Consider the following 24,377-nt stretch of genomic DNA (forward strand, 5'->3'; position numbering starts at 1 on the left):
CCAATGACGAGGAATTTCCCGTGGCATTAGCAATAGCGCAATTATCAAACCATGAGCACTCAGATGAGCAATTGATGTTGTGCTATGCCAAGGGCGATTCAAAAGCATTTGAACAGTTATACCTGAAGCACAAAGGTGCACTCTATCGCTACTTTGTACGCCAGTTAGGTGATAAGCAGTTAGCTGAAGATTTGTATCAAGAAACCTGGGGGCGGGTGATCCGCGCTGCGGCTAACTATGAAACCAGTGCTAAGTTTACTACTTGGCTATATCGTATCGCTCATAACTTATTGATTGATCATGTACGGGCGGTTAAGCCCGTGGATTTAGTCGCTACTGATGAAGATGATGCAGGACTCGATACTTTTGTGGCGGGTGAGCAAGATAAGCCCGATGTGCAGTGGCAAGAAGCGCAAAAGAGCTTATTGCTAAAGACCTGTATCGCACTGTTACCCCAAGTTCAGAAAGAGGCATTTATCCTGAATATTGAAATGGGTTTTACGGCTGCCATCATTAGCGACATTGCGGGCGTGACCTTAGAAGCGACTAAAAGCCGTATTCGTTATGCTTACCAAAGCCTAAAAGATTGTGTCAGCGCGAAATGGCAGGAGGCGGGTCATGAGTAATTCTTCAAGTGCTGATGAGCGCGCATTACAACAGGAAGTGCTGGCTTGGTATCGCCAACAGGCCTTAGAGGTTCCACCGCAGCAACTCGATCAAGATATCTTACAGCTGGCGCAAACTCACTTAGCTGAAATGCATCAAAGCAAAATAACCGCCGTTGAAGCGCCAAGTTCTGTCTGGCGACGCCATCCTTGGGCGTTATCGAGCGCGGCATCGTTAGTGCTTGTTGTTGGTCTGCTGGTGCTGAATCGACCTCAAGTCGAAGATACACTTGTTCCAAGTCCTATGGTGATGAGTGCCCCCGCGCCACAAACGATGGCAAGAATGGCTGATACTGAAGCGATGCAATCTTTAAAAATGCAAACAGAAGCCGTGGCTGAACATAAAAGACAGACGGAAATGCAGCAAGCTAAAGCCGCATTGGGAGCAACTGAGCAGCAGGATACAATTAGCCCCGCTATCGCTGCAAGGTCTATGAATGCACCAAAATTATCTGAGTCTGCTGAAATCAATCAAGTGTCATTGACTGAGTATTTACATCGGTTACAAGTCCTCATCGAAGCGAAGGAGACTGAGCAAGCATTCGTGCTTGAACAAAAACTGCTCAAGGATTACCCGTATCTTGCAGTTAAGGATGTCGATGAAGCGCAGCAAATCGAATCGCAGCAAGTATTAAGACTTGAGTTTAAAAAGCTACAACAGCAATTACATCAGCTTGCCAAATGACTATGTGATTGTGGTATTTAGTAATAAAAAAGTGATTAGAAATCGCAAAGTGGTGAGATAAACAGCTAAATTTCCCTGAAATATGCCGAGACGTGCTAATGTTTGTGGTCTGTTTACTGTTTGGTATGTGATTTACTTGATCAACGTCATAAAGTGAACAGGTTTTAACCTGTTATATTGGTGTTAGTTCACGACTTGGCTAGTATCAATAGTCAGACCCATATTCAGGAGGCATTATGCTTAAAAGACTCATGCATGATCATAAACATATAGCTGTATTGCTAAATGTTTTAAAAAACAAGCAAATGAAACTATCCGAAGGTGAGTCAATCAACTTCAGCGTCGTGCGCGATATTGTTGAATATATGCAAGGATATGCTGAACGTTGCCATCATCCCATTGAAGACATTATTTATGCCTACTACCTAGCCCATAAAACGAACGATACTATCGATAAATTGAGTGCCGAACATGAGTCGGTGATCCAATCCTCGGCCACCTTGATGGCGACTTTAAACTTGATCCTCAGTGATATTGTGGTTGCCCGCGAGAAACTGATTGTTGATTTTGCAGAGTATGTCGCATTGCAAGAGCGACATATGCAGATGGAGGAACGGGAAATATTTCCTTTGTTAGCTAAAAGTTTAACTGAGCAAGATTGGCAAGTTATTGAGTTAGAGTGTCAGAAATCGCTGATCGATGATCCTTTGTTTCTTGATCGAGAGCAGAAAGAATTTGAAGATTTACGGGTTTATCTCACAGCATCTGACTAATACTCTTTAGTTTATTGGGTCCATGTTGGTGGGCTTAAGCTGGTGTTTTTATACGGTTGAGGAGTAGATTTTTGATTCCGACTACGATGTCTTGTGAGCCAAAGTTGGTTGGGATTTGTAAAGTATTATCGGAGTCGATGACGTTGGTTTTTATCGTAACTTACTGGTTTTTTTGATGTGTTTTTTAAAGCTCCGGCTCGTAAGGTCATACCCCGCTTATATTTTGTTTGCTCCAATAGTTGTAAATAAAAAAAAGCGCCGAAGGGCGCTTTTCTATTCATGTTTGAAATGATAACTAGCTCATATAAACATGTAATTACAACTGGATAGCATCAATGTCGTAGTTAAAGTTATTATCGATTTCTTGGAGTTCTTTGAGCAAACGATGCTTATCTTTTAACGCTTCGATCTCACGCCATTTACGCTTTTTATTGGAGCCTCGCGAACGATCGGGTCTTTCAACGACTTCATCTAGCGCACAACCATAATCTAAACGATCCATGGCAACCTCCTGTTGTTGTATGTTTTGTCAGCGATTAAATAACATATTTTTAAAACAGGGTGCAAGAATTATGTTTCATTTGTGTTAAGTTGAAATGAACTTTGAGTGATATGTCATTGATGTTATATGCAGAAGTAGAGCGGAGTTAAGCAGGAAAATTTAATAAAAAGAACGGGGTAGAATTAAAAAGCCAGCAATTGCTGGCTTTTTGTTCGATTAGATTTTGCCTTGTCGATAAAGGTTAATCAATGCGTTGCTTGAGGCATCTAAAGCATCGGAATCTTGCTCTGCGCCAATGCGTGCTAACACATCGTTACCGAGATTCTTACCGAGTTCTACACCCCATTGATCGAAGGAATTGATATCCCAAATAGCACCTTGAACGAAGGTTCTATGTTCATACAAGGCAATTAAAGCGCCTAGGGTACTTGGAGTGAGCTTATCCATAAGTAAGGTGTTGCTCGGCTTGTTACCAGGCATGACTTTATGTTGAGCGATCAGTTGCTTCTCTGTGGCGGATAATGCGCTATTAGCAAGTTCGGCTAAAGCTTCATCAAAAGTACGACCTTGCATTAAGGCCTGGGTTTGACCGAAGCAGTTTGACGCTAATTGGTCATGGTGCTCACCGATAGGATTATGGCTTTGCAGCGGCATAATGAAATCGGCAGGGATCAGTGCGGTACCTTGATGTAATAACTGGTGGTAGGCATGTTGGCCATTAGTGCCTTCGCCCCCCCAAATGACGGGACCTGTGCTGTAGTCAACATCAGTACCATTTAAGGTGACTGATTTACCGTTACTTTCCATATCTAGCTGCTGGAAATAAGCGGGTAAACCACGTAGGTAATGATCGTAGGTTAATACGACATGGGACTGAGCATTAAAGAAGTTTCCGTACCATAGGGAGAGTAATCCCATGATAACCGGCATATTCTCAGTCAGTGGTGCTGTGGCGAAGTGCTCATCCATCTGATGCGCACCTGTGAGTAGAGCCCTGAAGTTATCCATACCGATCAAAAGTGCAATCGGCAAGCCAATCGCTGACCAGAGAGAGTAACGGCCACCAACCCAATCCCACATAGGGAAAATATTGTTTGCATCTATGCCAAAATCTGTCGCTTTTGCCACGTTTGAAGTGACTGCGACAAAGTGTTTTGCCACATCAGACTGCAAACCGCCTTTCGCTAGGAACCAGTCTCTTGCGGTGAGGGTATTAGTTAAGGTTTCCTGTGTCCCGAAAGATTTGGATGACATGATGAACAAGGTCGTTTCAGGATCCAATAACTTCAGCTTCTCACTAATAGAAGTCCCGTCGACGTTTGCCACAAAGTGACAATTTAATTCGGGGTTCCAATAAGGGCGCAACGCTTGAGAGACGATTTTGGGGCCTAGGAAAGAGCCGCCAATACCAATACTGACAATATCGGTTATCGCTTTACCTGTGTAACCTTTCCATTGACCTGACGTCACTGAGTTCACAAACCCTTGCATCTTATCTAGAGTTTGTTGAACTTCAGGAACTATGTCTTGACCCTCGGCAATAATCAATTGTTCTGCAGTACTGCGAAGCGCAGTGTGCAGTACGGCGCGCTTCTCTGTGGTGTTAATGATTTCACCTGCAAACATCGCTTTGATTTTTGCTTCAAGTTGGCTATTGCTTGCCAACGCAAATAACAGATCCAGCGTTTCCGCTGTTGCTCTGTTTTTAGAGTAATCCAGTAATAAACCACAGGCTGATAGCGACATTTTATTGAAACGTGCTGCGTCAGTTGCAAACAATTCCCGCATATGCGGAATATTTTTACTGTGTGCTGATAAAGCTTGCCATGTTGAGCTTTGGGTCAAGAGTGTCATTTCACCGTCTCCAGAGTGCTTAGTTCGCGAGCTTAGTCGTGAGCATGACTTCGAGCTTACCTTGGTCTATCGCAAAGTTTCGAATGCCTTCGGCAAGCTTATCAACCGCCATTGGATCTTGGTTAAAGTCCCAACGGAATTGCGCTTCAGTCAATGGGGGTTCTGCAGCGACAGTGGTCGTTGCTGCAACCAGTTTAGGTGTGATGTCAACTTGCGAATTAGCCAGTTCTTCTAATAGAGAAGGGCCAATGGTCAGACGATCGCAACCTGCTAGCTCAATAATTTCACCGATATTACGGAAACTTGCACCCATAACAACAGTGTCAAAACCGTGTTGTTTGTAGTAGTTATAAATTTCAGTCACTGAAATGACACCAGGGTCATTTACGGCATTGTAATCTTTACCCGTATCTTTTTTGTACCAATCAAGTATGCGGCCTACAAAAGGAGAAATGAGATAAGCACCCGCTTCGGCACACGCACGCGCTTGAGCAAAGCTAAATAGTAGGGTTAAGTTGCAGTTGATGCCTTCTTGCTCTAGTTCTTTAGCGGCACAAATGCCTTCCCAAGTTGAAGCGAGTTTGATCAGAATGCGTGATTTATCTACACCCGCTTCTTTATATAGGCGAACCAATTTATGGGCTTTAGCGATTGATTTTTCTTTATCGAATGATAAACGGGCATCAACTTCAGTTGAAATTCGGCCTGGAACGAGTTTCAGTATTTCTACGCCGATATTGACCGCTAGTTTGTCGCTGGCATCATCAAGTTGCTGCACGAGATCGGTACTTTGTGATTTTGCCCAGTTTATAGCGTTTTCTATAAGGGATTCATATTCAGGAATTTGAGCCGCTTTCAAGATGAGTGATGGATTAGTGGTCGCATCTTCAGGTTGGTAGCGTTTAATCGCTTCGATGTCGCCTGTGTCAGCGACGATAGTGGTATATAACTTGAGTTGCTCTAATGTATTGGCCATGAAAAACATCCTTCTCAGGTAGCAGTTTTAACTCGGAATTCACTGATGACTATTAGAAGCGATTTTGCCAACTTTTCCAACCTTGAATGTAAAAAAATTACAAAAATGACAATTTTATGTCTATTAAGGTATGGCTCGAGCTACGGGCTATCATCTTGGCAGCAGTAGAGGGCGTCGCTTGTCCTAGTGTATACCCCATAAAAACAAAAAGTCGCTGCAAGCAGCGACTTTTTTACTTCAGTAAGAACTATTACTTCAGAACAGGTTGTTTTGTTGTGGTAGTCACGATAGCTTCGATGCGACGGTTCGCAGCGTGAGCTTCTTTTGAATCACCAGCAACCAATGGCTGAGTAACACCGTAACCGTTAGAAGTTACGCGGCTTCCGCTGATACCATATTTCTCTACAAGAATCTTGGCAACGGCGTCAGCACGTTTGTCAGACAATTCCATGTTGTATTCTGGTTTACCTACATTTGAGGCGTGACCTGCGATTTCAACAGTGAAAGCTGGATTTTTGTTCAAGTAGTTAGCTAATCTTTCGATGTCTTTGTAGTAAACATTTTTAACTACAGCAGAATCGTTAGCAAACTGGATTGAACCTACGTCTTCTTTAGTTTTTACGTTTTCGTAAATGGTACAGCCAACAGAGTCAACTTTGTGCGTTACTGGTGTTGCTGGACATTGGTCTTTGTCGTCGTAAACGCCATCGTTGTCAGAATCAACCGGTGCTGCTGCAACTGGAGTTGCTGCAACTGGAGTTACTGCAACTGGAGTTCCGAAACGGTAACTCAGTTCTAGACCCCAGTAGTTGCTTTCACCTTCAAACGAACCCCACTTATCTTCATCTAAATTTTCATAACGACGATATTTAGCTTGAAGTTTTAAGTTTTCAGTGAAGTTATAACCAATACCTGTACCCAAATAAGGAGCAATACCGCTATCACTATAGTATTCGCTACCCCATTGTTTATTATTGGATATTAAGTAGTTCATCGCGCCAGCCTCGACTGATAAACTCCAGTTGTTAGCAATCGGCCAAACACCAACTAGCCCAAGAGTAGTACCTTTAACTCCTAGATCATTTAGCTTATTGCTATAGTCGGTCCATTCTGCACGACCAAGATTACGGTAACCTAACTCAATACCAAAGTAGTCATTGAACATGTAACCTGCGAATATATCCCAAGCATATGGGTCATCTTCACCACACACTTTAGTCGTTTTTAAATCGCAGTTCGGCTCATAGTTATTTACGCCAAGTCCGCCACCGATATACCAAGGTGTTAGTTCTTGAGCCGCAGATACAGTGAAAGGTAATAGCGATGCAAGCAGTACAAATTTCAATTTATGATTCATCATGTTCTCCAATTCCATTATTTATGATTCTCCACCAATATGTTTTGCGCTTATGTGTGCGCAAAACATTGCTAGCACTTAGTGTGGGGATCCTTTGGTATTGTAGCCAGCGATTAATTATCACTTGGTTTGTTAAATTTAGCCAGAGCTAAGGCTCTTCATTTTTATAGGTAGGCATTCTGTAAGTTATTTTTAAACGTAAAAAAGGCACTCCGAGGAGTGCCTTTAAAATGAACTATTTTGTTGGCTTTATGTAAATGTTAACGTGTCCATACCCAATTTTCGATTTCTACTGGGTCTACACCATTCGCTTTAATATAGTTGCGGTGGTCAACTAATCTTTGCAGCATATCAGTGGTGATAGAGACGTGCATAGTTTCATCAATAACGCCCTGTTGGAACAGCTTGTAAGCCATATCAATTACAAGGTGATAGCGTGATGTACCGTTACGAACACCCATATCAAATGGCGTTGTTGTTGAACCTTCTTCTTCGTAGCCTTTAATTCTGAAGCGACGGCTGCCTTTGTAATCAAAAATTAACTTTTTGATTGTATTTGGGTAACCATGGTAGTTGAATACCACGCCTTTATCTTGAGTAAATATTTCGTCCATTAACCAAGGTTTTTCTTTAAATTTACGGCTACCTAAGCCATCACTGCTTAATTCAGTGACACTAACGAAGCGGATTTTCACTCTTGGAAGGAGTTCTCTGATTAATACTAGAGAAGCCATACATTCTTGAGTGACATAATCACCACATCCTGCCAGCACAATATCGGGATTCTCATCTGAGGCAAAATCCCACACCATTACGCCGTCTTTTGTTTGTTTACGCGCTTCTTCCAAGCTTAGCCATTGTGGTAACTCTTTTTTACCTGCAACCAGAATATTGAGTTTGTCACGGTCAGCGAAGGCTCGCTCTGTATAAACCAGTGTGCTGTTGGCATCTGCGGGTAAGTAAGCCGAGATTATTTTTGGATGTTTCTCCAGCATAGCCCCAAGAAAAGATGGGTTTTGATGTGAATAGCCATTATGATCTTGGCGCTCAAGTAATGAAGATAATACGACATTACAGGCTGGCAGTGGCTTACGGAAATGCACACCTTGGCTGGCGTAGACATATTTACAGTACTGATCGGCCATCGATGAGATAACTTGTGAGAATGCTTCGTAGGTGGGTAGCATGCCGTGGCGGCCTGTTACTGTGTAACCATGTAGCATGCCAAAAAGTAAGTTTTCAGAAAGCAGTTCAATGACTCGACCTTCACGGGACATATCTTCATCCCAACTCTCAATTGGCCACTGCCATGCACGATCGGTTTCTTCAAATACAGCTTGTAGTTGATTTGAATAGGTTTCGTCAGGGCTAAAAATACGTAGATTACGTTGGTCGCGGTTTAACTTGAATGCATCGCGCATCCATTCGCCCATTTTTAGCATTGAATAGCCACGTTGACCACGTGGTACTTCTGGGCCATAGCTGAGTTTTTCAAGATCTGGATTGGTTAATGCTCTAACAACTTCTCCGCCATAGGTTAAATGTTGACGGCCACAGGCAAGTTGCTTGGGTGGGATTAATGAACAAATGTCGGCATCAAAAATCAGTTCGCCTTTTTCATTCATTTGATAGAGTTCTTGGAAGTCGTAACTGGCAAGCCAATTATCCAGTGCATCTAAATGGCCCTTATCAGTAGCACATTTATTGACGATTACTTGATGCGATTCGCAGTTACCTTCTAATTTCTTACCTTTATATTCACTGACACCAGTCCAACCTTTGGCTGTACGCATTAAAATGACTGGCCATTTTGGTTTAACTACATCTTCGCCACTGCGTGCTCGACGTTGAATGTCATTGATCATGGTATAAGCGGTATCCATGGCATTTGTCATCTGCACATAGATATCTTCTTCTAATTCGTTATCAACTATGATGGGGAAATAGCCAAGACCACGGAATTCAAGATCCAGTTCTTCATGGCTCATACGGCCCATACGGGTAGGACCGGAAATCTTATAGCCGTTAATGTGCACAATTGGCAATACTGCACCGCTGGTCGCTGGTGAAACTAAGCGGTTTGCATACCAAGATGCGGCTAATGGTCCCGTTTCTGCTTCGCCATCACCAATTAAGACGGTTGCGATCAGGTCTGGATTATCTAATACAGCCCCCCAGCCTACTGATAGTGAGTAGCCTAATTCGCCACCTTCAAGAATTTGTCCAGGTGCTTCTGGGTTTGCATGTGAAGGATAGCCATAAGCGGCAGAAAACTTCTTACAAATATCTTCGATGCCAGTTTCATTGTAGGGAATAGTTTCTGGATAGAAATGACTTAAAGAGCCTTCAATAAATAAGTTTGCTTGTACAGCGGGAAAACCATGGCCTGGACCGACTAAATAGATAAAAGAGCGGTTATGCTTCACTATCAAGCGGTTAATGTTGGCATAGACAAAGTTAATACCTGGGCAGGTGCCCCAATGGCCAAGTAAACGTGGCTTGATATCAGTATGGGCAAGTGGACGTTTATGTAAGACGTTTTGTTTGAGGTAAATTTGCGAGGTCGCAAGAAAGTTTGTCGCTCTGACATACTTTTTCAGAGCATTGATTTCATGTATTTGTGTCATGTTAAGCCTCACTAAAACAAACAAGAGATGATTGAAGTTTCTATGGGGTTACTATATTTGTAGTTTTATTACAAAAATGTGCCCTACATCCAAATTTTAAAAGTTGTTTTTGCTGTTAAAAATAATAGCGCAACTTAGACCTTTTGTTAATCCAGCTTTAACAGTAGCTTAGCTAGTGTTGTAAGACGTGATATTAATGGCGTTTAACTGTGCAAACGCGAGCTTGATCACATGAGCAATTTCGAATACTGTGCTATTTTGCTGCGTTGAATTCGGTAGCCGTGATGTTGTAAATTCACGGAAGGATAATTTGAAAAAATAAATCTACCGAAATTCTTACCTTTAACTTGGAAGGATTCATTCACCACAGATGTTGTACCTTTAATTGCAATTAGAGGAGCATTTGCTACGGGAAGAAGTAAAATAATATGTTAGAAACCATAGTTAATTTTTTGAATGCGCTACTTTGGGGTAAGTTGTTAGTATATGGACTAGTAGGAGCTGGTCTCTATTTCACCATTAGACTTGCCTTTATTCAGTTAACCCACTTTAAACATTCCATCAAAGTTATGACCATGAGTCGGCAAGGTTGCGATAGCGGTCTTTCTTCATTTCAAGTCTTTTGTACGAGTATGGCAGCCCGTGTCGGTGCTGGTAATATGGCCGGTGTTGCTGTTGCTATTGGTGCAGCGGGTCCAGGTGCAGTATTTTGGATGTGGCTTATCGCTATTTTAGGTATGGCGACCGCTATGGTTGAATCAACCTTAGCGCAGGTTTATAAAGTCCGAGATCATAATGGCCAGTTCCGCGGTGGTCCTTCCTACTATATGGAAAAAGGATTGGGTCAGAAATGGATGGGCATTTTATTTGCTGTCTTTTTGATCATTGCTTTTGGTTTAGTATTCAATGCAGTACAAGCTAACACTATTACCGGTGCCATGGAGCGAGTATTTGGTTTTAATCCAACCTATGTAGGGATTGGGCTAGTGATTGCCAGTGGATTTGTGATTGTCGGTGGTCTACGTAAAGTTGCGCGAGTATCTGAATTTCTTGTCCCCATTATGGCCTTAGCCTACATTCTTGTAGCCTTCATTATCGTTATTTTCAACCTAGAACAATTACCTGCGATTATTAGCTTAATTGTGAAAAGTGCTTTTGGTTGGCAAGAGGCTGCCGCTGGCGGCGTGGCTTATACTGTCGCGCAGGCAATGCAAGCGGGTATTGCTCGCGGACTTTTCTCGAACGAAGCGGGCATGGGCAGTGCGGCGAATGTTGCGGCAAGTGCATCGCCTAACCCTAATCATCCAGCATCCCAAGGTTTTGTGCAGATGATGGGCGTGTTTGCAGATACTATCGTTATCTGTACTGCAACGGCTGCGATAATCCTGCTATCAGGGGATATTGGCTCGAGTGATGATGGGATTCGATTAACCATTAATGCCATGTCTGCACATGTTGGCGACTGGGGTGGCGCATTTATTGCGGTGGCTATTTTCTTATTCTGCTTTACATCCATCATAGCCAATTACTCATACGCTGAAACAAATGTGATGTACTTAATGGGAAATAGTACCAAAGCACTGCCCTTATTCCGTTTGTGTGTGCTTGGCATGGTCATGTTTGGTGCCGTCGCTAAGATAAGTTTAGTGTGGAACTTGGCTGACGTTTCGATGGGATTGATGGCGACGGTAAACATTGTTGCTCTATTACTATTATCGGGTCTGGCAATTCGCGTTATCAATGATTATCGCGAACAGATCAAAGCGGGTAAGACTCCAGAATTCGATCGTAGTAAATTTCCTGAGTTGATGGATCAGCTTGATGATGATATTTGGCAAGATAGCAGTCTCGTGCCGGCTAAAAAGCTTTAGTTAGCCTAGCGCATCGACAATAGGCATTACTGATTGTTGTAATCGAAAAGACCACGCTGTTAAAGCGTGGTTTTTTTATGTTCGTTCAGTATCATAGGCATGTATTTTTGTTTCTGTTGGGAGTTTTTGATGTTGATATTGGTTTCGCCGGCGAAGACCTTAGATTTTGAACAGCCGCCACTGACGCAGGTGTATTCACAACCTGATTTTTTAACTTATAGTCAGGAGTTGATCCAAGTGTGTCGGCAATTGACCCCTACAGACATCGCCACTTTAATGAAGGTGAGCGATAAAATTGCGGGTTTAAATGCGGCACGTTTTGGGGAGTGGCGGCCAGATTTTAGTTTAGATAATGCAAAACAGGCCATTTTTGCTTTTAGAGGCGATGTGTATACTGGCTTTGATGCTGATACATTGTCTGAAGATGAAATTGCTCGAACTCAGTCACAACTACGTATTTTATCTGGACTTTACGGTTTGCTCAGACCGCTGGATTTAATTATGCCTTATCGTTTAGAAATGGGCACGGCACTTTCTAATCCTAAAGGTAAAAACCTATATGAGTTTTGGGGAGAGACGTTAACTCAAGCGGTAAATGAAACGCTTGCTGAAACGAGTAGTGATATTATTGTCAATCTTGCATCTAATGAATATTTTAAAGCAATAAAGCCTAAAAAACTTCAAGGGCAATTAATTTCACCCATATTTAAAGATTGTAAAAATGGTCAATATAAAGTGATCAGTTTTTTTGCTAAGCGTGCTAGAGGCATGATGGCGAGATATCTCATTACGAATCAAATTAACACTTTAGATGAATTAAAAGCATTTAATGTTGCTGGTTATTATTATAGTGAAGAGCAGAGTTCCCTAACAAATCCAACGTTTTTACGTGAAGAGCAATAGCGAAATATCGATAAGATGTTAATTGATAGAGAACAGCTAATGCTGTTCTCTATATCATTGATGGCCTATTTTTCAGATTGGGTGACTAAAGGCGTTAATGTCACCGTTGAATTTGCCATGATATAAGCAAATTGTGCGTAGGCGGCCACGTTTTGAGCCAATGCGGCAGGGTCGATTTTATCTAAGGTATCATTCGGTGTGTGATGGTAATCGAAATAATCGTGGCCATCTTGCCTCAAAGATGCAACTGGAACACCTAAGGCGGGGAGCATAGACACGTCTGGCCCGCCTGAAGCTTGGTTATTGCCCAGTGCAACGCCATTGAATGACATAGGGCTGAGCGCTTGCTGTACTTTTGTGAATATGTTCTCATTCACTTTAGTGTCGATTTGATAAATTCTACCGGCCCCAAAATCAGACTCTGCAGCTATGTAGTGCAGCGGTAATTCCGCTTTATGAGCCTCTGCATACGCTTTACCGCCAACGAGCCCAACTTCTTCAGCGGCATATAGCACGACTCTAACTGTGCGAGCGGGTTTTATCACGAGATCTTGAATATGCTTGGCTGCAGCCGTCACAATGGCGACACCAGCGCCATCATCAATCGCGCCAGTACCTTCATCCCAGGAATCTAAATGAGCACCAATGAGCACTATTTCATTGGGCTTACTACTGCCCGTTACTTCGGCAATGACATTGTAAGAAGTATTAAAACCTAAGTTTTTTGGCGACATATGCAATTCGAGCAGGGCATTAGGATCGCGTTTTAGCAATGCACCAACCAAATCAGCATCGGGATTTGACATGGCAGCCGCGGGGATCTTAGGCACGCCATCTTGGTAGCGCATGATGCCAGTATGGGCCATGCGGTCATGATCTGTGCCAATAGAGCGGATCACGATAGCAACAGCCCCTTTTTGTGCTGCAGCGATTGCCCCTTTCGAGCGGCCACCAACGCTTTTACCATAACCTTCACCAGTGATATGGCGCTCTGTTTTTTGGTCAATAAAAACAATCTTACCTTGCACATCTTCAGGCTTGGCATGTTGTAATGCCTCTAGGCTATCAAAGCGCGCGATTTTAGCTTGTATACCTCCAGCAGGAGTTGCAATACTGCCACCAAGCGCAGTAATGACCAACGGCTGTTCTACAGGGACGGTGATTTTGGCTTTGGCTTCACCGCGCTCCCAAATTGGCACTTGTACGGCTTCTTTATAAACACGGTCAAAACCAAGGCTGGTCAGTTTATTTATCGCCCAGTTAACGGCGAGGATATCCTTTGGACTACCTGCAAGTCTTGGACCCACTTCAACCGTGAGTGATTCGACTAAGTCATAGCTTAATTGCGAAGATAATGCTGCCTGTTGTAATTGAATGACTTCACTAGGGGCAGTTTCTACTTGAGTTTGGCACGCACTTAAACTCCCGATTAAAAGACTCGAGAGAAGTGTAGTTTGATAGGGCTTCATTAGATTTCCTTTATTTTTATTAAGCATGTCCCATTTTTAAAAACAATCTAGCAAAAAGTGTGCTTTATGTCCCGACTATATCCGTAAGGCGACGCTATATTAGCGCAGGGGTTAGTTTTAGGAGAGAAAGTGCGTAATGAATATTGAATTAATGCAGGAGCGAGCCGATCATGCCGTAGTGCTATTAAAGGCACTCGCGAACGAACGCCGTTTATTTATTCTTTGTTATTTATTGAATGAAGGAGAAATGTGCGTTGGCGAAATGAATAAAAAATTAGGCTTAAGTCAATCGGCACTATCACAACACCTTGCTTGGTTACGCAAAGATAATTTAGTAACCACACGCAAAGAAGCGCAAACGGTATTTTATTCACTCAAGAGTGATGAAGTACGGGAGATGATTCACTTATTGAACAACATTTATTGTCATTAATAGTGTTTTTCAGATATAAAAAAACCGGCAATTGCCGGTTTTTTTCATTTGCTATTTTATAGATTAAGCAGCGATTGCTTTGATCTTAGCGTTCAAACGTGCCTTTTGACGAGCGGCTTTATTCTTGTGAATAAGACCTTTAGTCGCCATACGGTCAACGATTGGTTGTGCAACAGCAAAAGCTTCTGTTGCTGTTTTGTGATCGCCTGCTTTAATTGCAGCGATTACTTTTTTAACGTATGTACGTAACATTGAGCGACGGCTGGCGTTATGCTGACGACGCTTTTCAGATTGAAGCGCGCGCTTCTTTGCAGACTTGCTATTAGCCAAGGTGCAACTCCTAAAAACTGGATTTGATACTTTTAAAGGCCGAGGAATATGCCTGCATTTAGTCACTTTGTCAATGACTATGATTGAATATTCATCATAAAGATAAATTAATCCAACCTGCCTTGGCTATCTTCGACCCAACTCGTGTAATATGTGGCGCAATTCTAGCAGCTATTACCGCAGTGTGACAGAGCCTGAATCGATTTTTTGAGATGTATCACCTAATCAATTCGATATGGGTCTGGGGGACGTTTGAGTAGAAAATTATTAAAATCTGGCCTGATTGTTAGTGCTATGACATTGATATCCCGAGTTTTAGGTCTCGTTAGGGATGTGGTGGTTGCTAATTTGATGGGCGCTGGGACAAGTGCTGATGTGTTTTTCTTTGCAAATAAAATTCCTAATTTTTTACGTCGTTTGTTTGCTGAAGGGGCTTTTGCACAGGCGTTTGTACCTGTTTTAACTGAGTACCAAGAGAAACATACTGCAGAAGAGACTCGTGATTTATTGAGTAAAGTTGCGGGCACATTAGGTTTACTAGTGACAATAGTGACCCTTTTGGGGGTGGTTGCATCACCTGTGTTGTCAGCTTTATTCGGTGGTGGTTGGTTTATCGCTTGGCTTAACAACGAGCCAGATGGTGCTAAATTTGAACTCGCTACCGTTGTGCTTAAAATTACTTTTCCTTATCTGTGGTTTATCACATTTACGGCATTAGCGGGCTCAATTTTAAATACCCGAGGCCGTTTTGCGGTATCGGCTTTTACACCTGTATTTCTCAATGTGGCAATTATTGCGGCGGCTATTTTCTATGCGCCTACATCGACCCAGCCTGAGATTACCTTGGCTTGGGGCGTTTTTTGTGGTGGTTTGATTCAGTTCCTATTTCAAATTCCCTTTTTATTGCGTGAAAATGCGCTCGTCAAGCCTTCTTGGGGCTGGCATCACCCGGGCGTGGTGAAAATCAGAACTTTGATGATCCCAGCATTGTTTGGCGTGTCTGTCTCACAGATTAACCTGCTATTTGATACATTTATCGCCAGTTTTTTGATGACGGGTTCAATAAGTTGGCTCTATTATGCCGACCGTTTACTCGAATTTCCCTTAGGATTGTTTGGGATCGCGATTGCTACTGTGATTTTACCTGCGCTGTCACGAAACCATGTGAATGACGAAGGTGCGGGCTTTGGCAAGACGATGGATTGGGGGATTAAAGCGATTCTACTGCTAGGTCTACCGGCTATGATGGGATTGATCGTGCTCGCAAAGCCTATGTTGATGGTATTATTTATGCGCGGTGCTTTTTCATTGCATGATGTTGAAATGGCTTCCTATAGTTTGATGGCTTATGGCAGTGGTTTGCTTAGCTTTATGCTGATTAAGGTGCTTGCTCCTGGCTATTACTCTCGTCAAGATACCAAAACACCTGTGCGTTATGGCATTATTGCCATGATCACAAACATGGGCTTTAACTTGCTGTTTGCTATTCCTTTTGGGTATGTTGGACTGGCGATTGCGACTTCGATGTCAGCATTGCTTAACGCCACATTACTATACCGAGGCTTGCATTTAGCTGGCGTTTATCGTGTTTCTAGGCCGACTATGGTGTTTTTTGCTAAAGCCGTGGTCTCTACAGCCTTGATGGTGGTAGTCTTGTATTACTTTTTGCCTTCACAACAAATTTGGTTAGATTGGCATTTGTTCGATCGTGCGAAAGCCTTGATAGGCTTAATTTTAGTTGGGGCAGTCAGTTACTTATTGTGTCTGCTTTTGCTCGGAATTCGTCCTTGGTCAATTAAACGGGGAGCTTGATTGCTGATTCTCATCGCTAGCTGTTATATAATCAGCCGATTTGCGCTTGGCAGTTGTCTAACGTTATGGAATTAATCCGCGGTATACATAACATTTTGTCATCCCACCACGGGTGTGTATTGACTATAGGTAATTTTGACGGCGTCCATCGTGGTCATGCACAGGTGATTGCGAACTTAGTGCAGAAGGCGAAGCAGTTATCGCTGCCATCGACATTAATGACGTTTGAACCTCAGCCGCAAGAATTGTTTAGCGGCGACAACGCGCCGGCTCGTTTAAGTTTATTACGTGATAAAGTCATTTTACTCGATGAACTCGGGGTTGAGCGGTTAGTGTGTGTTAACTTTAATCGCACTTTTGCTAATCAACCTGCAGAGCATTTTATTGAAGAATTGTTGGTCCGCAAACTGGGTGTCAAATACCTCGTCGTCGGTGATGATTTTTGTTTTGGTCAAGGCCGTAAAGGCAATTTTGAAATGCTAGTGCAGGCGGGTATCCAATATGGTTTTACTGTGGTCAGCACTCAAAGTTTTATGCTGGGCTCGCAAAGAGTGAGCTCGACTGCTGTGCGTGAACAATTGGCGAAGGGCAATATTGAACAGGCTAGACGCCTATTAGGACATCCTTTTACCTTGAGTGGCCGTGTAGCGCATGGGCAAAAAATTGGCCGCACAATTGGTTTCCCCACCGCTAATATCGCCTTAAAGCGCAATGTTGTGCCGGTACGCGGTGTGTTTGCGGTTAAATGTTATTGGGATAACAGCGATATTTATGAGGGCGTCGCCAATATTGGGTTTCGCCCGACAGTGAACGGTCAAGTGTGTCAGCTTGAGGTGCATCTTTTTGATTTTGAAGGTGACATTTACGGCAAACATGTTGAAGTCGAGTTGGTAGCTAAACTCCGAGATGAGCAACCTTTTGACTCATTGGATGCGCTAAAAAAACAGATTTTAAATGATGCAAATGAAGCCAGAGCTTTATTTGGTAATGATGCAGGCTGAAATTTATCAGTTTAATTAACGGTATAGGATCAATGAGCGACTATAAATTTACTTTGAATTTGCCGGAAACAGAGTTTCCGATGCGTGGTAATTTGGCAAATCGCGAGCCAGAGATGTTAGAACGCTGGACAAAAGACGGTTTGTATCAACAGATCCGTGATAGCCGAATTGGCCGTACTCCCTTCATTTTGCATGACGGCCCACCGTATGCGAATGGCAGTATTCATATTGGTCACTCAGTTAATAAAATCCTCAAGGACATTATTGTTAAGTCAAAAACTATGTCAGGTTTTGACGCACCTTATGTACCAGGTTGGGATTGTCATGGTTTGCCTATTGAGCTGAAAGTTGAGCAAAAAGTGGGTAAGCCAGGTCAAAAAATCTCTGCGGCAGAATTCCGTGAAGAATGCCGTAAATACGCTGCAGAGCAAGTTAACGGTCAACGTGAAGACTTTATCCGTTTAGGTGTGTTGGGTGATTGGCAAAATCCGTATTTAACGATGGATTTTTCAACAGAAGCTAATATCGTTCGTTCTTTATCGAAAGTGATTGAGAGTGGTCACTTGCATAAAGGCGTCAAACCTGTGCATTGGTGTACTGATTGCGGTTCTGCCTTAGCTGAAGCTGAAGTGGAATACGAAGACAAAACATCACCTGCTATTGATGTGGCGTTTGTGGCTGCCGATAGCAAAGCTGTTGCGGCTAAGTTTGGGGTAAGCGATTACTCACATCCTGTTTCTATGGTGATTTGGACGACCACGCCATGGACGCTACCAGCGAACCGCGCCTTGTCTTTGAGTCCTGAACTGGATTACAGCTTAGTCGAATTCGAAAAAGACGGTGTGACGCAAGCGCTTATTTTAGCTGAAGTCTTGGTTGAATCTTGCCTGACTCGCTATAACATCGAAAGCCATACAGTGCTTGGTACAACCAAAGGCGCCGCGCTTGAGCTTGTCCGCTTTAATCACCCGTTCTTGGATTTTGATGTGCCTGCAATTTTAGGTGATCACGTCACTACTGATGCGGGTACCGGTATCGTTCATACTGCACCAGGTCATGGTCAAGACGACTTTGTTGTCGGTCAAAAGTACGGTTTAGAAGTGGCAAACCCTGTTGGCGACAACGGTGTATACAAGCCTGATACTGAGTATTTTGCTGGGCAACATGTTTTTAAAGCTAACGATAACGTCGTAGCTTTGCTGAGAGAAAAAGGTGCCTTGCTGAATCACGTGGCTTACCGTCACAGCTACCCACATTGCTGGCGCCACAAAACACCAATTATATTCCGCGCGACACCGCAGTGGTTCATCTCTATGGATAACCACGGCCTACGTACGCAAGCATTGAAAGAAATCGAACAAACCCAATGGATCCCTGATTGGGGCCAAAGTCGTATCGAAAAAATGGTTGAAAACCGCCCTGACTGGTGTATCTCACGCCAACGTACTTGGGGTGTGCCTATCACGCTGTTTGTGAACCGAGAAACCGAAGAGTTGCACCCTGATAGCGTGTCGTTAATGGAACGCGTGGCGAATCGTATCGAACAGCAGGGTATTCAAGCTTGGTGGGATCTTGATGCCGCAGAATTGCTGGGTGATGAAGCGGAACAATACCGTAAAGTCACTGATACTTTGGACGTTTGGTATGACTCAGGTTCAACCTTTTCATCAGTAGTTGCCGCACGTCCTGAATTCCACGGACACGGTGTTGACTTGTATCTTGAAGGTAGCGATCAACATCGCGGTTGGTTTATGTCATCTTTGATGATTTCAACTGCAATGAATGGCAAAGCACCGTATAAGCAAGTGCTTACCCACGGTTTTACCGTCGATGGTAAAGGCCGTAAGATGTCAAAATCTATTGGTAACGTCATTGCACCACAAACGGTAACCAACAAATTAGGCGCCGATATTCTGCGTTTATGGGTTGCGGCAACTGATTACAGCGGTGAGATGACGGTTTCAGACGAAATCTTAAATCGCAGTGCCGATGCCTATCGTCGTATTCGCAACACTGCGCGTTTCTTATTAGCCAACTTAAACGGTTTCGAGCCCGCTAAGGATTTAGTGGCCGTTGAAGATATGGTGGCGTTAGATCGTTGGGTTGTTCGCCGTGCCGCTGCGCTGCAACAGGAAATCATCGAAGCCTATGATCAATATAACTTCCATATAGTGACTCAAAAACTGATGCAGTTCTGCTCGGTTGAGTTAGGCAGTTTCTATCTGGACATCATTAAAGATCGCCAATATACGGCTAAGCAAGAAGGCCATGCGCGCCGTAGTTGTCAATCGGCGCTGTATCTGATCTCTGAGGCCATGGTTCGTTGGATTGCGCCAATTCTAAGCTTCACTGCCGACGAAGTATGGCAATTACTGCCTGGCGAGCGTGATGCTTATGTCTTTACCCAAGAATGGTATCAAGGCTTGAAATCAGTCACCTTAGCGACTGATTTGAGCGATGACTATTGGCAGCAGTTGCTAACCGTGCGTAATGAAGTCAACAAAGTGATTGAACAAGCTCGCCGCGACAAACGTATCGGTGGCTCATTAGAAGCTGAAGTGACCTTGTTTGCGGATGCTACCTTGACTGAGCAATTAACCCATATCGGCGATGAGCTGAGATTTGTGTTGTTGACCTCTGAAGCCAAAGTATTGCCTTTAGCGGATGCGACATTGGAAGCGGTTGAGACTGAGTTGGCATCACTGAAATTAGTGGTTGCTTCAAGCACTGCCGAGAAGTGTGAGCGTTGTTGGCACCACAGAGAAGAGGTTGGCACTATTGAGGCTCACCCAACACTTTGTACTCGCTGCGTAACCAATATTGAAGGTGACGGCGAAGTTCGTCAGTTTGCGTAAAGGATCTGTATGCCATTAACTTGGAAAGACAGTGGCTTACGTTGGTATTGGGTAGCTGTATTGGTGTTTTTAGCCGATCAGCTATCTAAGCAATGGGTCTTAGCCAATTTTGATTTGTATGAATCAGTGAAATTATTGCCCTTCTTTAATTTCACTTATGTACGTAACTATGGTGCAGCTTTTAGTTTTTTAAGTGAAGCCGGAGGTTGGCAGCGCTGGCTGTTTACGATTGTTGCGATTGGATTCAGTACGTTATTGACTGTGTGGTTGCGTAAGCAATCGTCTTCTTTGTGGAAACTGAATCTAGCTTACACCTTAGTGATTGGTGGTGCTTTAGGTAATTTAGTCGATCGATTGATGCATGGTTTCGTGGTTGATTTTATCGATTTCTTCTGGAATAAGAGCCATTATCCAGCATTCAATATTGCCGACGCTGCTATTTGCGTCGGTGCAGTGCTGATTATTTGGGATGCATTTGTAAGCGATAAGTCTGAAGCTGATAGCGCTGAAGGGGTTAAAAAGTGACTGTGACACGTTCATTATTATGCCACATGAACATTGTGCTTGCTGATGGCTCAACTGCCGATAGCACTAAAGCCTCGGGTAAACCGGCTCGATTAAATGTGGGTGATGGTACTTTAAGTCCTGCATTTGAGGCGCAGCTGGTGACGCTTGCTGAAGGTGATAAGCACAGTTTCACGCTTGAAGCGATTGATGCCTTTGGCGAATCCAATCCTGATGCTATCCATTATCTAGATCGAAGCCGTTTTCCGGCTGACATGAGTTTAGAGGCTGGCGTGATTGTGAGTTTTGCTGGCCCTGGTGGTAGTGAGATCCCTGGTATTGTCCGTGATGTTGCGGGTGATTCCATCACAGTCGATCTTAATCATCCTCTGGCAGGACACAAGATCACTTTTGAACTGGACGTAGTAAAGGTATTTTAAGATGAAACTCGATCCTACTAGCCCAAGTTTAAATATTATGCTCGCTAACCCGCGCGGTTTTTGTGCGGGTGTTGATCGTGCTATCAGTATTGTTGAACGGGCGTTGGAATTATTTTCGCCTCCTATCTATGTTCGCCATGAAGTCGTGCATAACCGCTATGTCGTGCAGAATCTGAAGGATCGCGGTGCGGTTTTTGTCGAAGAGTTAGATCAAGTGCCGGATAACAACATTGTTATCTTCAGTGCCCATGGTGTATCTCAAGCGGTGAGACAAGAGGCTAAGGCGCGAGGGCTGAGAGTCTTTGATGCGACGTGTCCTTTAGTGACTAAAGTACATCTTCAGGTGACGCGTGCCAGCCGCAAAGGTATTGAGTGCATCCTGATTGGCCATGAAGGGCACCCTGAAGTCGAGGGTACTATGGGTCAATACGATAATCCTAATGGTGGCGTTTATCTGATTGAGTCGCCTGCAGATGTTGAAGCTTTGGAAGTGCGCGATCCCAATAATCTTTGCTTCGTGACACAAACTACTTTGTCTGTAGATGATACTTTGGACATTATTGTTGCGTTACAAAAAAGGTTTCCCTCTATTGAAGGTCCGCGAAAAGACGATATTTGTTATGCAACGCAGAATCGTCAAGATGCGGTACGCAATTTATCTGCAGACGTTGATTTGTTGATTGTTGTTGGCTCAAAGAACAGCTCTAACTCTAATCGTTTACGCGAGCTAGCATTGAAAACAGGAACCCAGTCTTATCTAGTGGATACTGCAGATGATGTTGAGTCTAGTTGGTTTGATAATGTTACACGTGTAGCCGTCACCGCAGGAGCTTCAGCCCCCGAGGTCTTAGTCCAACAAGTTGTTCAAGCAATCGCTAAACTTGCCCCTAGTGTTGTGACTGAAGTTGAAGGGCGTAAAGAAGACACTGTTTTTGCTGTGCCAGCCGAATTACGTTAAATCGTGACTGTTTAATTCTGAAAAAGGGTTCGCAATGCGAACCCTTTTTTATGTCAATTTTTAGCGGCTGTTCTATTCGACTTTGTTATTAATGGTTTGGTTATTAGAAATTGCTTGTTTATGGCTTATCTAGAGCTTAGCTATCAATAGATTAGTGATTTACCTTATCTATCGAAATAGATATTAACCTGTTGAATCTGTGTCGAGATCGCTTGGCTCATTGAGCGTTTTTGGCGTAGAGGTTTCGGCCGCAGCGGCTGTTGTTTTAGTCGCGTGTTTTACTCGGCGGACACTTTTCACTTTAGGTTTAACCTTAACAGGTGCCGCTTGTTCCGCATTGTTTGTCGCGTTTTCAACTGTTGTATTATCCTGTAATTCCAATGATTTTTCTGACGTTTTTTCGGCCTTAGTTCGCACGCTGGTCTGAGTGAGCTTATCGGTATTTGCCTCTGTCACTGCTTTTGGTGCCTTAGTGGGCTTAGTCGCTTTCTCTTGTGGGTTATCAGTGGTAGCCACCGGTTTATCTTCGGTTGGCTCTTGCGCCAAACCATCATTAACACTTTCTGATGGCTCTTCAGTTGAGGATCGTTTCTCAGGTTTTTTCGGCGCTTGACGCAACTTAACCCGAAAGCGACGGCGGTCGAAGTCGGCACGTTTGAAAGACAAAGAGCGTGAAAGCAACATACCAATCAAGCCTGCAACCAACAGCATGATTTGTTGTTGCTCCATGTTTAAATTATGGGCTTCTTTGATTTCGTTGAAAAATAACTTGGTATCAAGCCTAACTTCGACATAACCTAGATTTTTCCCTTCTTGGATCACGGGCTCTACATAGGGAGGATATTTGCTTAGCAGCAAATTCATATCTTCAGAGTCAGGATCAACTACATCCTTAGTGATGCTTTGAGCGAAGGATAGCCGCATGCCTTGGTCACTGAAGATGGCGGCGGACATCACCTTAGGATCTTCCACTAAAGCGCTGGCGAGCCATTGCAACTGCTCGTCATTTTGCAGTTGTAGCGCGGGTGCGGCACCATAAGCGGTTTGCTGTACCAGTAATCTGGCCATCTTTTGAGTTTGGGACTTTAGAAGCAGCTGACCTTGTAGTAGGCTTGTTTGCCACAATTGCACTAAGCCGAATATTAAGGCGAATGCGGCGGCAATTTGGATCAGTCTACTGATTTTATGGCTTTTCTTTAGCCCTTTAAGATATAACACTTTGACCCTTAAAATGTAGAGCGCTTGCCTAATCATAATTGATTCTGAGTGAGCCCGATAGTTGGAGAATTTAAGTCCGATGGAAAGCTTGAACCAAGATGCGCTTTTTTTGTGGTTAGTCTCTGACCATTCCCCAAGGTTTGAACGCCAAGGGCAAGTGTTTGAACGTTATCAAGAGTCAGCAAACCCCGCTGGTGTTTCACGTGTGCGAATTATTTATCAAGATGCCGCGGTAGAGGCGACAATATCGGCCTGGATAGCGCAATTGCCTCAGTCTAACGTTATCGGTATCGCCCATATCGAACGCCAAGTTGGTTTACATTGTATCGAGTTGGCACTGGTAAATTTGCCTTCTCAGGCGCAGTTAGCTGCATTCCCGCAGTCTTTAGCTGAACTGCATGTCATTCATGCTGATTTGCCTCGCTTGAATCAGCCCGGTTTATTAGTGATGGATATGGATTCCACTGCGATTCAGATTGAATGTATTGATGAATTAGCGGCCATGGCAGGCGCGGGTGAGCGCGTGGCGGCGATTACTGAACGTGCTATGCAAGGTGAGCTAGATTTTGAGCAGAGTCTGCGTCAGCGTGTGGCACAGCTTAAAGGCGCCGATGCCAGTATTATCACGACATTGTGCGACAACTTGCCTTTGATGCCTGGGCTTGAGCTTATGCTTTTAGAGCTTAAATCCCATGGCTGGCGTTTAGTGGTTGCATCTGGCGGCTTTACGCCTTTTGTTGGCCATTTAAGGCAGCTTCTAAACTTAGATGCGGCCTTTGCTAATGAGTTAGTGATCACTGACGGTAAACTTGCGGGGGAAGTGACGGGTAAAGTTGTGGATGCGCAGTTTAAAGCGGATGTGGTTGAGCGTTGCAGTGAGCAGTGGCAAATTCCAAAAGGCCAAAGAGTCGCGATCGGCGATGGCGCGAATGATATTCCTATGGTGATGGCAGCGGATTTTGGTATCGCTTTCCATGCCAAACCTAAGCTGGCCGCGGCGGCGGATGCCAATATTCGTCACCTCGACCTGCGAGTTCTACCTTACCTGCTACAAATCTAGGTTATTCATTTATTTAAATATAAGTCTAGATAGAGACTGAGTTAGAGTAAGGACTCTTGTCTTTTATTGATGAGCTGGTAGTTT

21 protein-coding genes are annotated in these 24,377 nt (G+C 43.7%); 13 read left to right on the forward strand and 8 right to left on the reverse strand.

Going from position 1 to position 24,377, the window contains the following annotated elements; genetic code table 11:
- Positions 1-20 precede the first annotated feature (20 nt).
- From L5M49_RS20125 to L5M49_RS20135, 3 genes are all read left to right on the forward strand, one after another.
- Positions 21-626 (forward strand): sigma-70 family RNA polymerase sigma factor, encoded by a 606-nt coding sequence (locus tag L5M49_RS20125; RefSeq protein WP_219252931.1) that lies wholly within the window; start codon positions 21-23, stop codon positions 624-626.
- On the forward strand, positions 619-1,350 hold the full coding sequence (locus L5M49_RS20130; protein ID WP_263236573.1) for a hypothetical protein: 732 nt from the start codon (positions 619-621) through the stop codon (positions 1,348-1,350). Before L5M49_RS20125 ends, L5M49_RS20130 begins: the two co-directional genes overlap by 8 nt.
- A 236-nt stretch (positions 1,351-1,586) precedes the next feature.
- Positions 1,587-2,123, forward strand: a complete 537-nt coding sequence (locus L5M49_RS20135; protein WP_105249947.1) for a hemerythrin domain-containing protein — start codon at positions 1,587-1,589, stop codon at positions 2,121-2,123.
- A 316-nt stretch (positions 2,124-2,439) separates the two neighbouring features.
- On the opposite strand, the gene L5M49_RS20140 is transcribed toward L5M49_RS20135, so the two are convergent.
- From L5M49_RS20140 to L5M49_RS20160, 5 genes are all read right to left on the reverse strand, one after another.
- Positions 2,440-2,625: a DUF3545 family protein gene (locus tag L5M49_RS20140; RefSeq protein ID WP_006080618.1), complete on the reverse strand. Its 186-nt coding sequence runs from the start codon at positions 2,623-2,625 to the stop codon at positions 2,440-2,442.
- 216 nt (positions 2,626-2,841) lie between these two features.
- A complete protein-coding gene (gene pgi / locus L5M49_RS20145) occupies positions 2,842-4,479 on the reverse strand; it encodes a glucose-6-phosphate isomerase (protein ID WP_263180751.1) in 1,638 nt (545 codons plus the stop codon).
- Between the two features lie 19 nt (positions 4,480-4,498).
- Positions 4,499-5,455 carry a transaldolase gene (tal, locus tag L5M49_RS20150; protein ID WP_263180752.1) on the reverse strand — a complete coding sequence of 319 codons (957 nt, stop codon included), beginning with the start codon at positions 5,453-5,455 and terminating at the stop codon, positions 4,499-4,501.
- Between the two features lie 250 nt (positions 5,456-5,705).
- Positions 5,706-6,830 (reverse strand): OmpA family protein, encoded by a 1,125-nt coding sequence (locus tag L5M49_RS20155; RefSeq protein WP_263266717.1) that lies wholly within the window; start codon positions 6,828-6,830, stop codon positions 5,706-5,708.
- Positions 6,831-7,072: 242 nt separating this feature from the next.
- Positions 7,073-9,439: a phosphoketolase family protein gene (locus L5M49_RS20160; protein ID WP_105249944.1), complete on the reverse strand. Its 2,367-nt coding sequence runs from the start codon at positions 9,437-9,439 to the stop codon at positions 7,073-7,075.
- Positions 9,440-9,867: 428 nt separating this feature from the next.
- Between L5M49_RS20160 and L5M49_RS20165 the strand changes: the two genes are divergently transcribed.
- Both L5M49_RS20165 and yaaA read left to right on the forward strand, forming a co-directional pair.
- Positions 9,868-11,310 (forward strand): alanine/glycine:cation symporter family protein, encoded by a 1,443-nt coding sequence (locus L5M49_RS20165; protein WP_263266718.1) that lies wholly within the window; start codon positions 9,868-9,870, stop codon positions 11,308-11,310.
- A gap of 129 nt (positions 11,311-11,439) precedes the next feature.
- Complete coding sequence (gene yaaA, locus L5M49_RS20170) at positions 11,440-12,213, forward strand: peroxide stress protein YaaA (protein WP_263266719.1); 774 nt, start codon at positions 11,440-11,442, stop codon at positions 12,211-12,213.
- Between the two features lie 65 nt (positions 12,214-12,278).
- Here yaaA and L5M49_RS20175 read toward each other — a convergent pair whose 3' ends face one another.
- On the reverse strand, positions 12,279-13,682 hold the full coding sequence (locus L5M49_RS20175; RefSeq protein ID WP_263266720.1) for a M28 family metallopeptidase: 1,404 nt from the start codon (positions 13,680-13,682) through the stop codon (positions 12,279-12,281).
- Between the two features lie 136 nt (positions 13,683-13,818).
- On the opposite strand from L5M49_RS20175, the gene L5M49_RS20180 reads away from it, so the two are divergent.
- A complete protein-coding gene (locus L5M49_RS20180; RefSeq protein ID WP_006084975.1) occupies positions 13,819-14,115 on the forward strand; it encodes an ArsR/SmtB family transcription factor in 297 nt (98 codons plus the stop codon).
- A gap of 63 nt (positions 14,116-14,178) precedes the next feature.
- On the opposite strand, the gene rpsT is transcribed toward L5M49_RS20180, so the two are convergent.
- Complete coding sequence (rpsT, locus tag L5M49_RS20185; RefSeq protein WP_011790375.1) at positions 14,179-14,445, reverse strand: 30S ribosomal protein S20; 267 nt, start codon at positions 14,443-14,445, stop codon at positions 14,179-14,181.
- 252 nt (positions 14,446-14,697) lie between these two features.
- Here rpsT and murJ point away from each other — a divergent pair, with 252 nt between their 5' ends.
- The 6 genes from murJ to ispH all read left to right on the forward strand — a co-directional run bounded on the left by murJ (position 14,698) and on the right by ispH (position 22,015).
- Positions 14,698-16,257, forward strand: coding sequence for a murein biosynthesis integral membrane protein MurJ (murJ, locus tag L5M49_RS20190; RefSeq protein ID WP_105249941.1), 1,560 nt, complete (start codon positions 14,698-14,700; stop codon positions 16,255-16,257).
- Positions 16,258-16,322: 65 nt separating this feature from the next.
- Positions 16,323-17,258, forward strand: a complete 936-nt coding sequence (ribF, locus tag L5M49_RS20195; protein ID WP_263266731.1) for a bifunctional riboflavin kinase/FAD synthetase — start codon at positions 16,323-16,325, stop codon at positions 17,256-17,258.
- 32 nt (positions 17,259-17,290) lie between these two features.
- A complete protein-coding gene (gene ileS, locus L5M49_RS20200) occupies positions 17,291-20,113 on the forward strand; it encodes an isoleucine--tRNA ligase (RefSeq protein WP_173246252.1) in 2,823 nt (940 codons plus the stop codon).
- Between the two features lie 9 nt (positions 20,114-20,122).
- Positions 20,123-20,638 carry a signal peptidase II gene (lspA, locus tag L5M49_RS20205; protein WP_028760922.1) on the forward strand — a complete coding sequence of 172 codons (516 nt, stop codon included), beginning with the start codon at positions 20,123-20,125 and terminating at the stop codon, positions 20,636-20,638.
- Entirely contained in the window at positions 20,635-21,057 is a 423-nt protein-coding gene (gene fkpB, locus L5M49_RS20210) for an FKBP-type peptidyl-prolyl cis-trans isomerase (RefSeq protein ID WP_028760921.1), read from the forward strand. The genes lspA and fkpB overlap by 4 nt, the downstream gene beginning before the upstream one ends.
- 1 nt (position 21,058) lies before the next feature.
- Positions 21,059-22,015: a 4-hydroxy-3-methylbut-2-enyl diphosphate reductase gene (ispH, locus tag L5M49_RS20215; protein ID WP_028760920.1), complete on the forward strand. Its 957-nt coding sequence runs from the start codon at positions 21,059-21,061 to the stop codon at positions 22,013-22,015.
- 183 nt (positions 22,016-22,198) lie between these two features.
- On the opposite strand, the gene L5M49_RS20220 is transcribed toward ispH, so the two are convergent.
- Positions 22,199-23,233, reverse strand: a complete 1,035-nt coding sequence (locus L5M49_RS20220) for a YtjB family periplasmic protein (protein WP_263266721.1) — start codon at positions 23,231-23,233, stop codon at positions 22,199-22,201.
- Between the two features lie 79 nt (positions 23,234-23,312).
- Between L5M49_RS20220 and serB the strand changes: the two genes are divergently transcribed.
- A complete protein-coding gene (gene serB, locus L5M49_RS20225; RefSeq protein ID WP_263266722.1) occupies positions 23,313-24,293 on the forward strand; it encodes a phosphoserine phosphatase SerB in 981 nt (326 codons plus the stop codon).
- Positions 24,294-24,377 lie beyond the last annotated feature (84 nt).

This window comes from Shewanella sp. SM74 (assembly GCF_025653725.1).
GTDB lineage: Bacteria > Pseudomonadota > Gammaproteobacteria > Enterobacterales > Shewanellaceae > Shewanella > Shewanella oncorhynchi.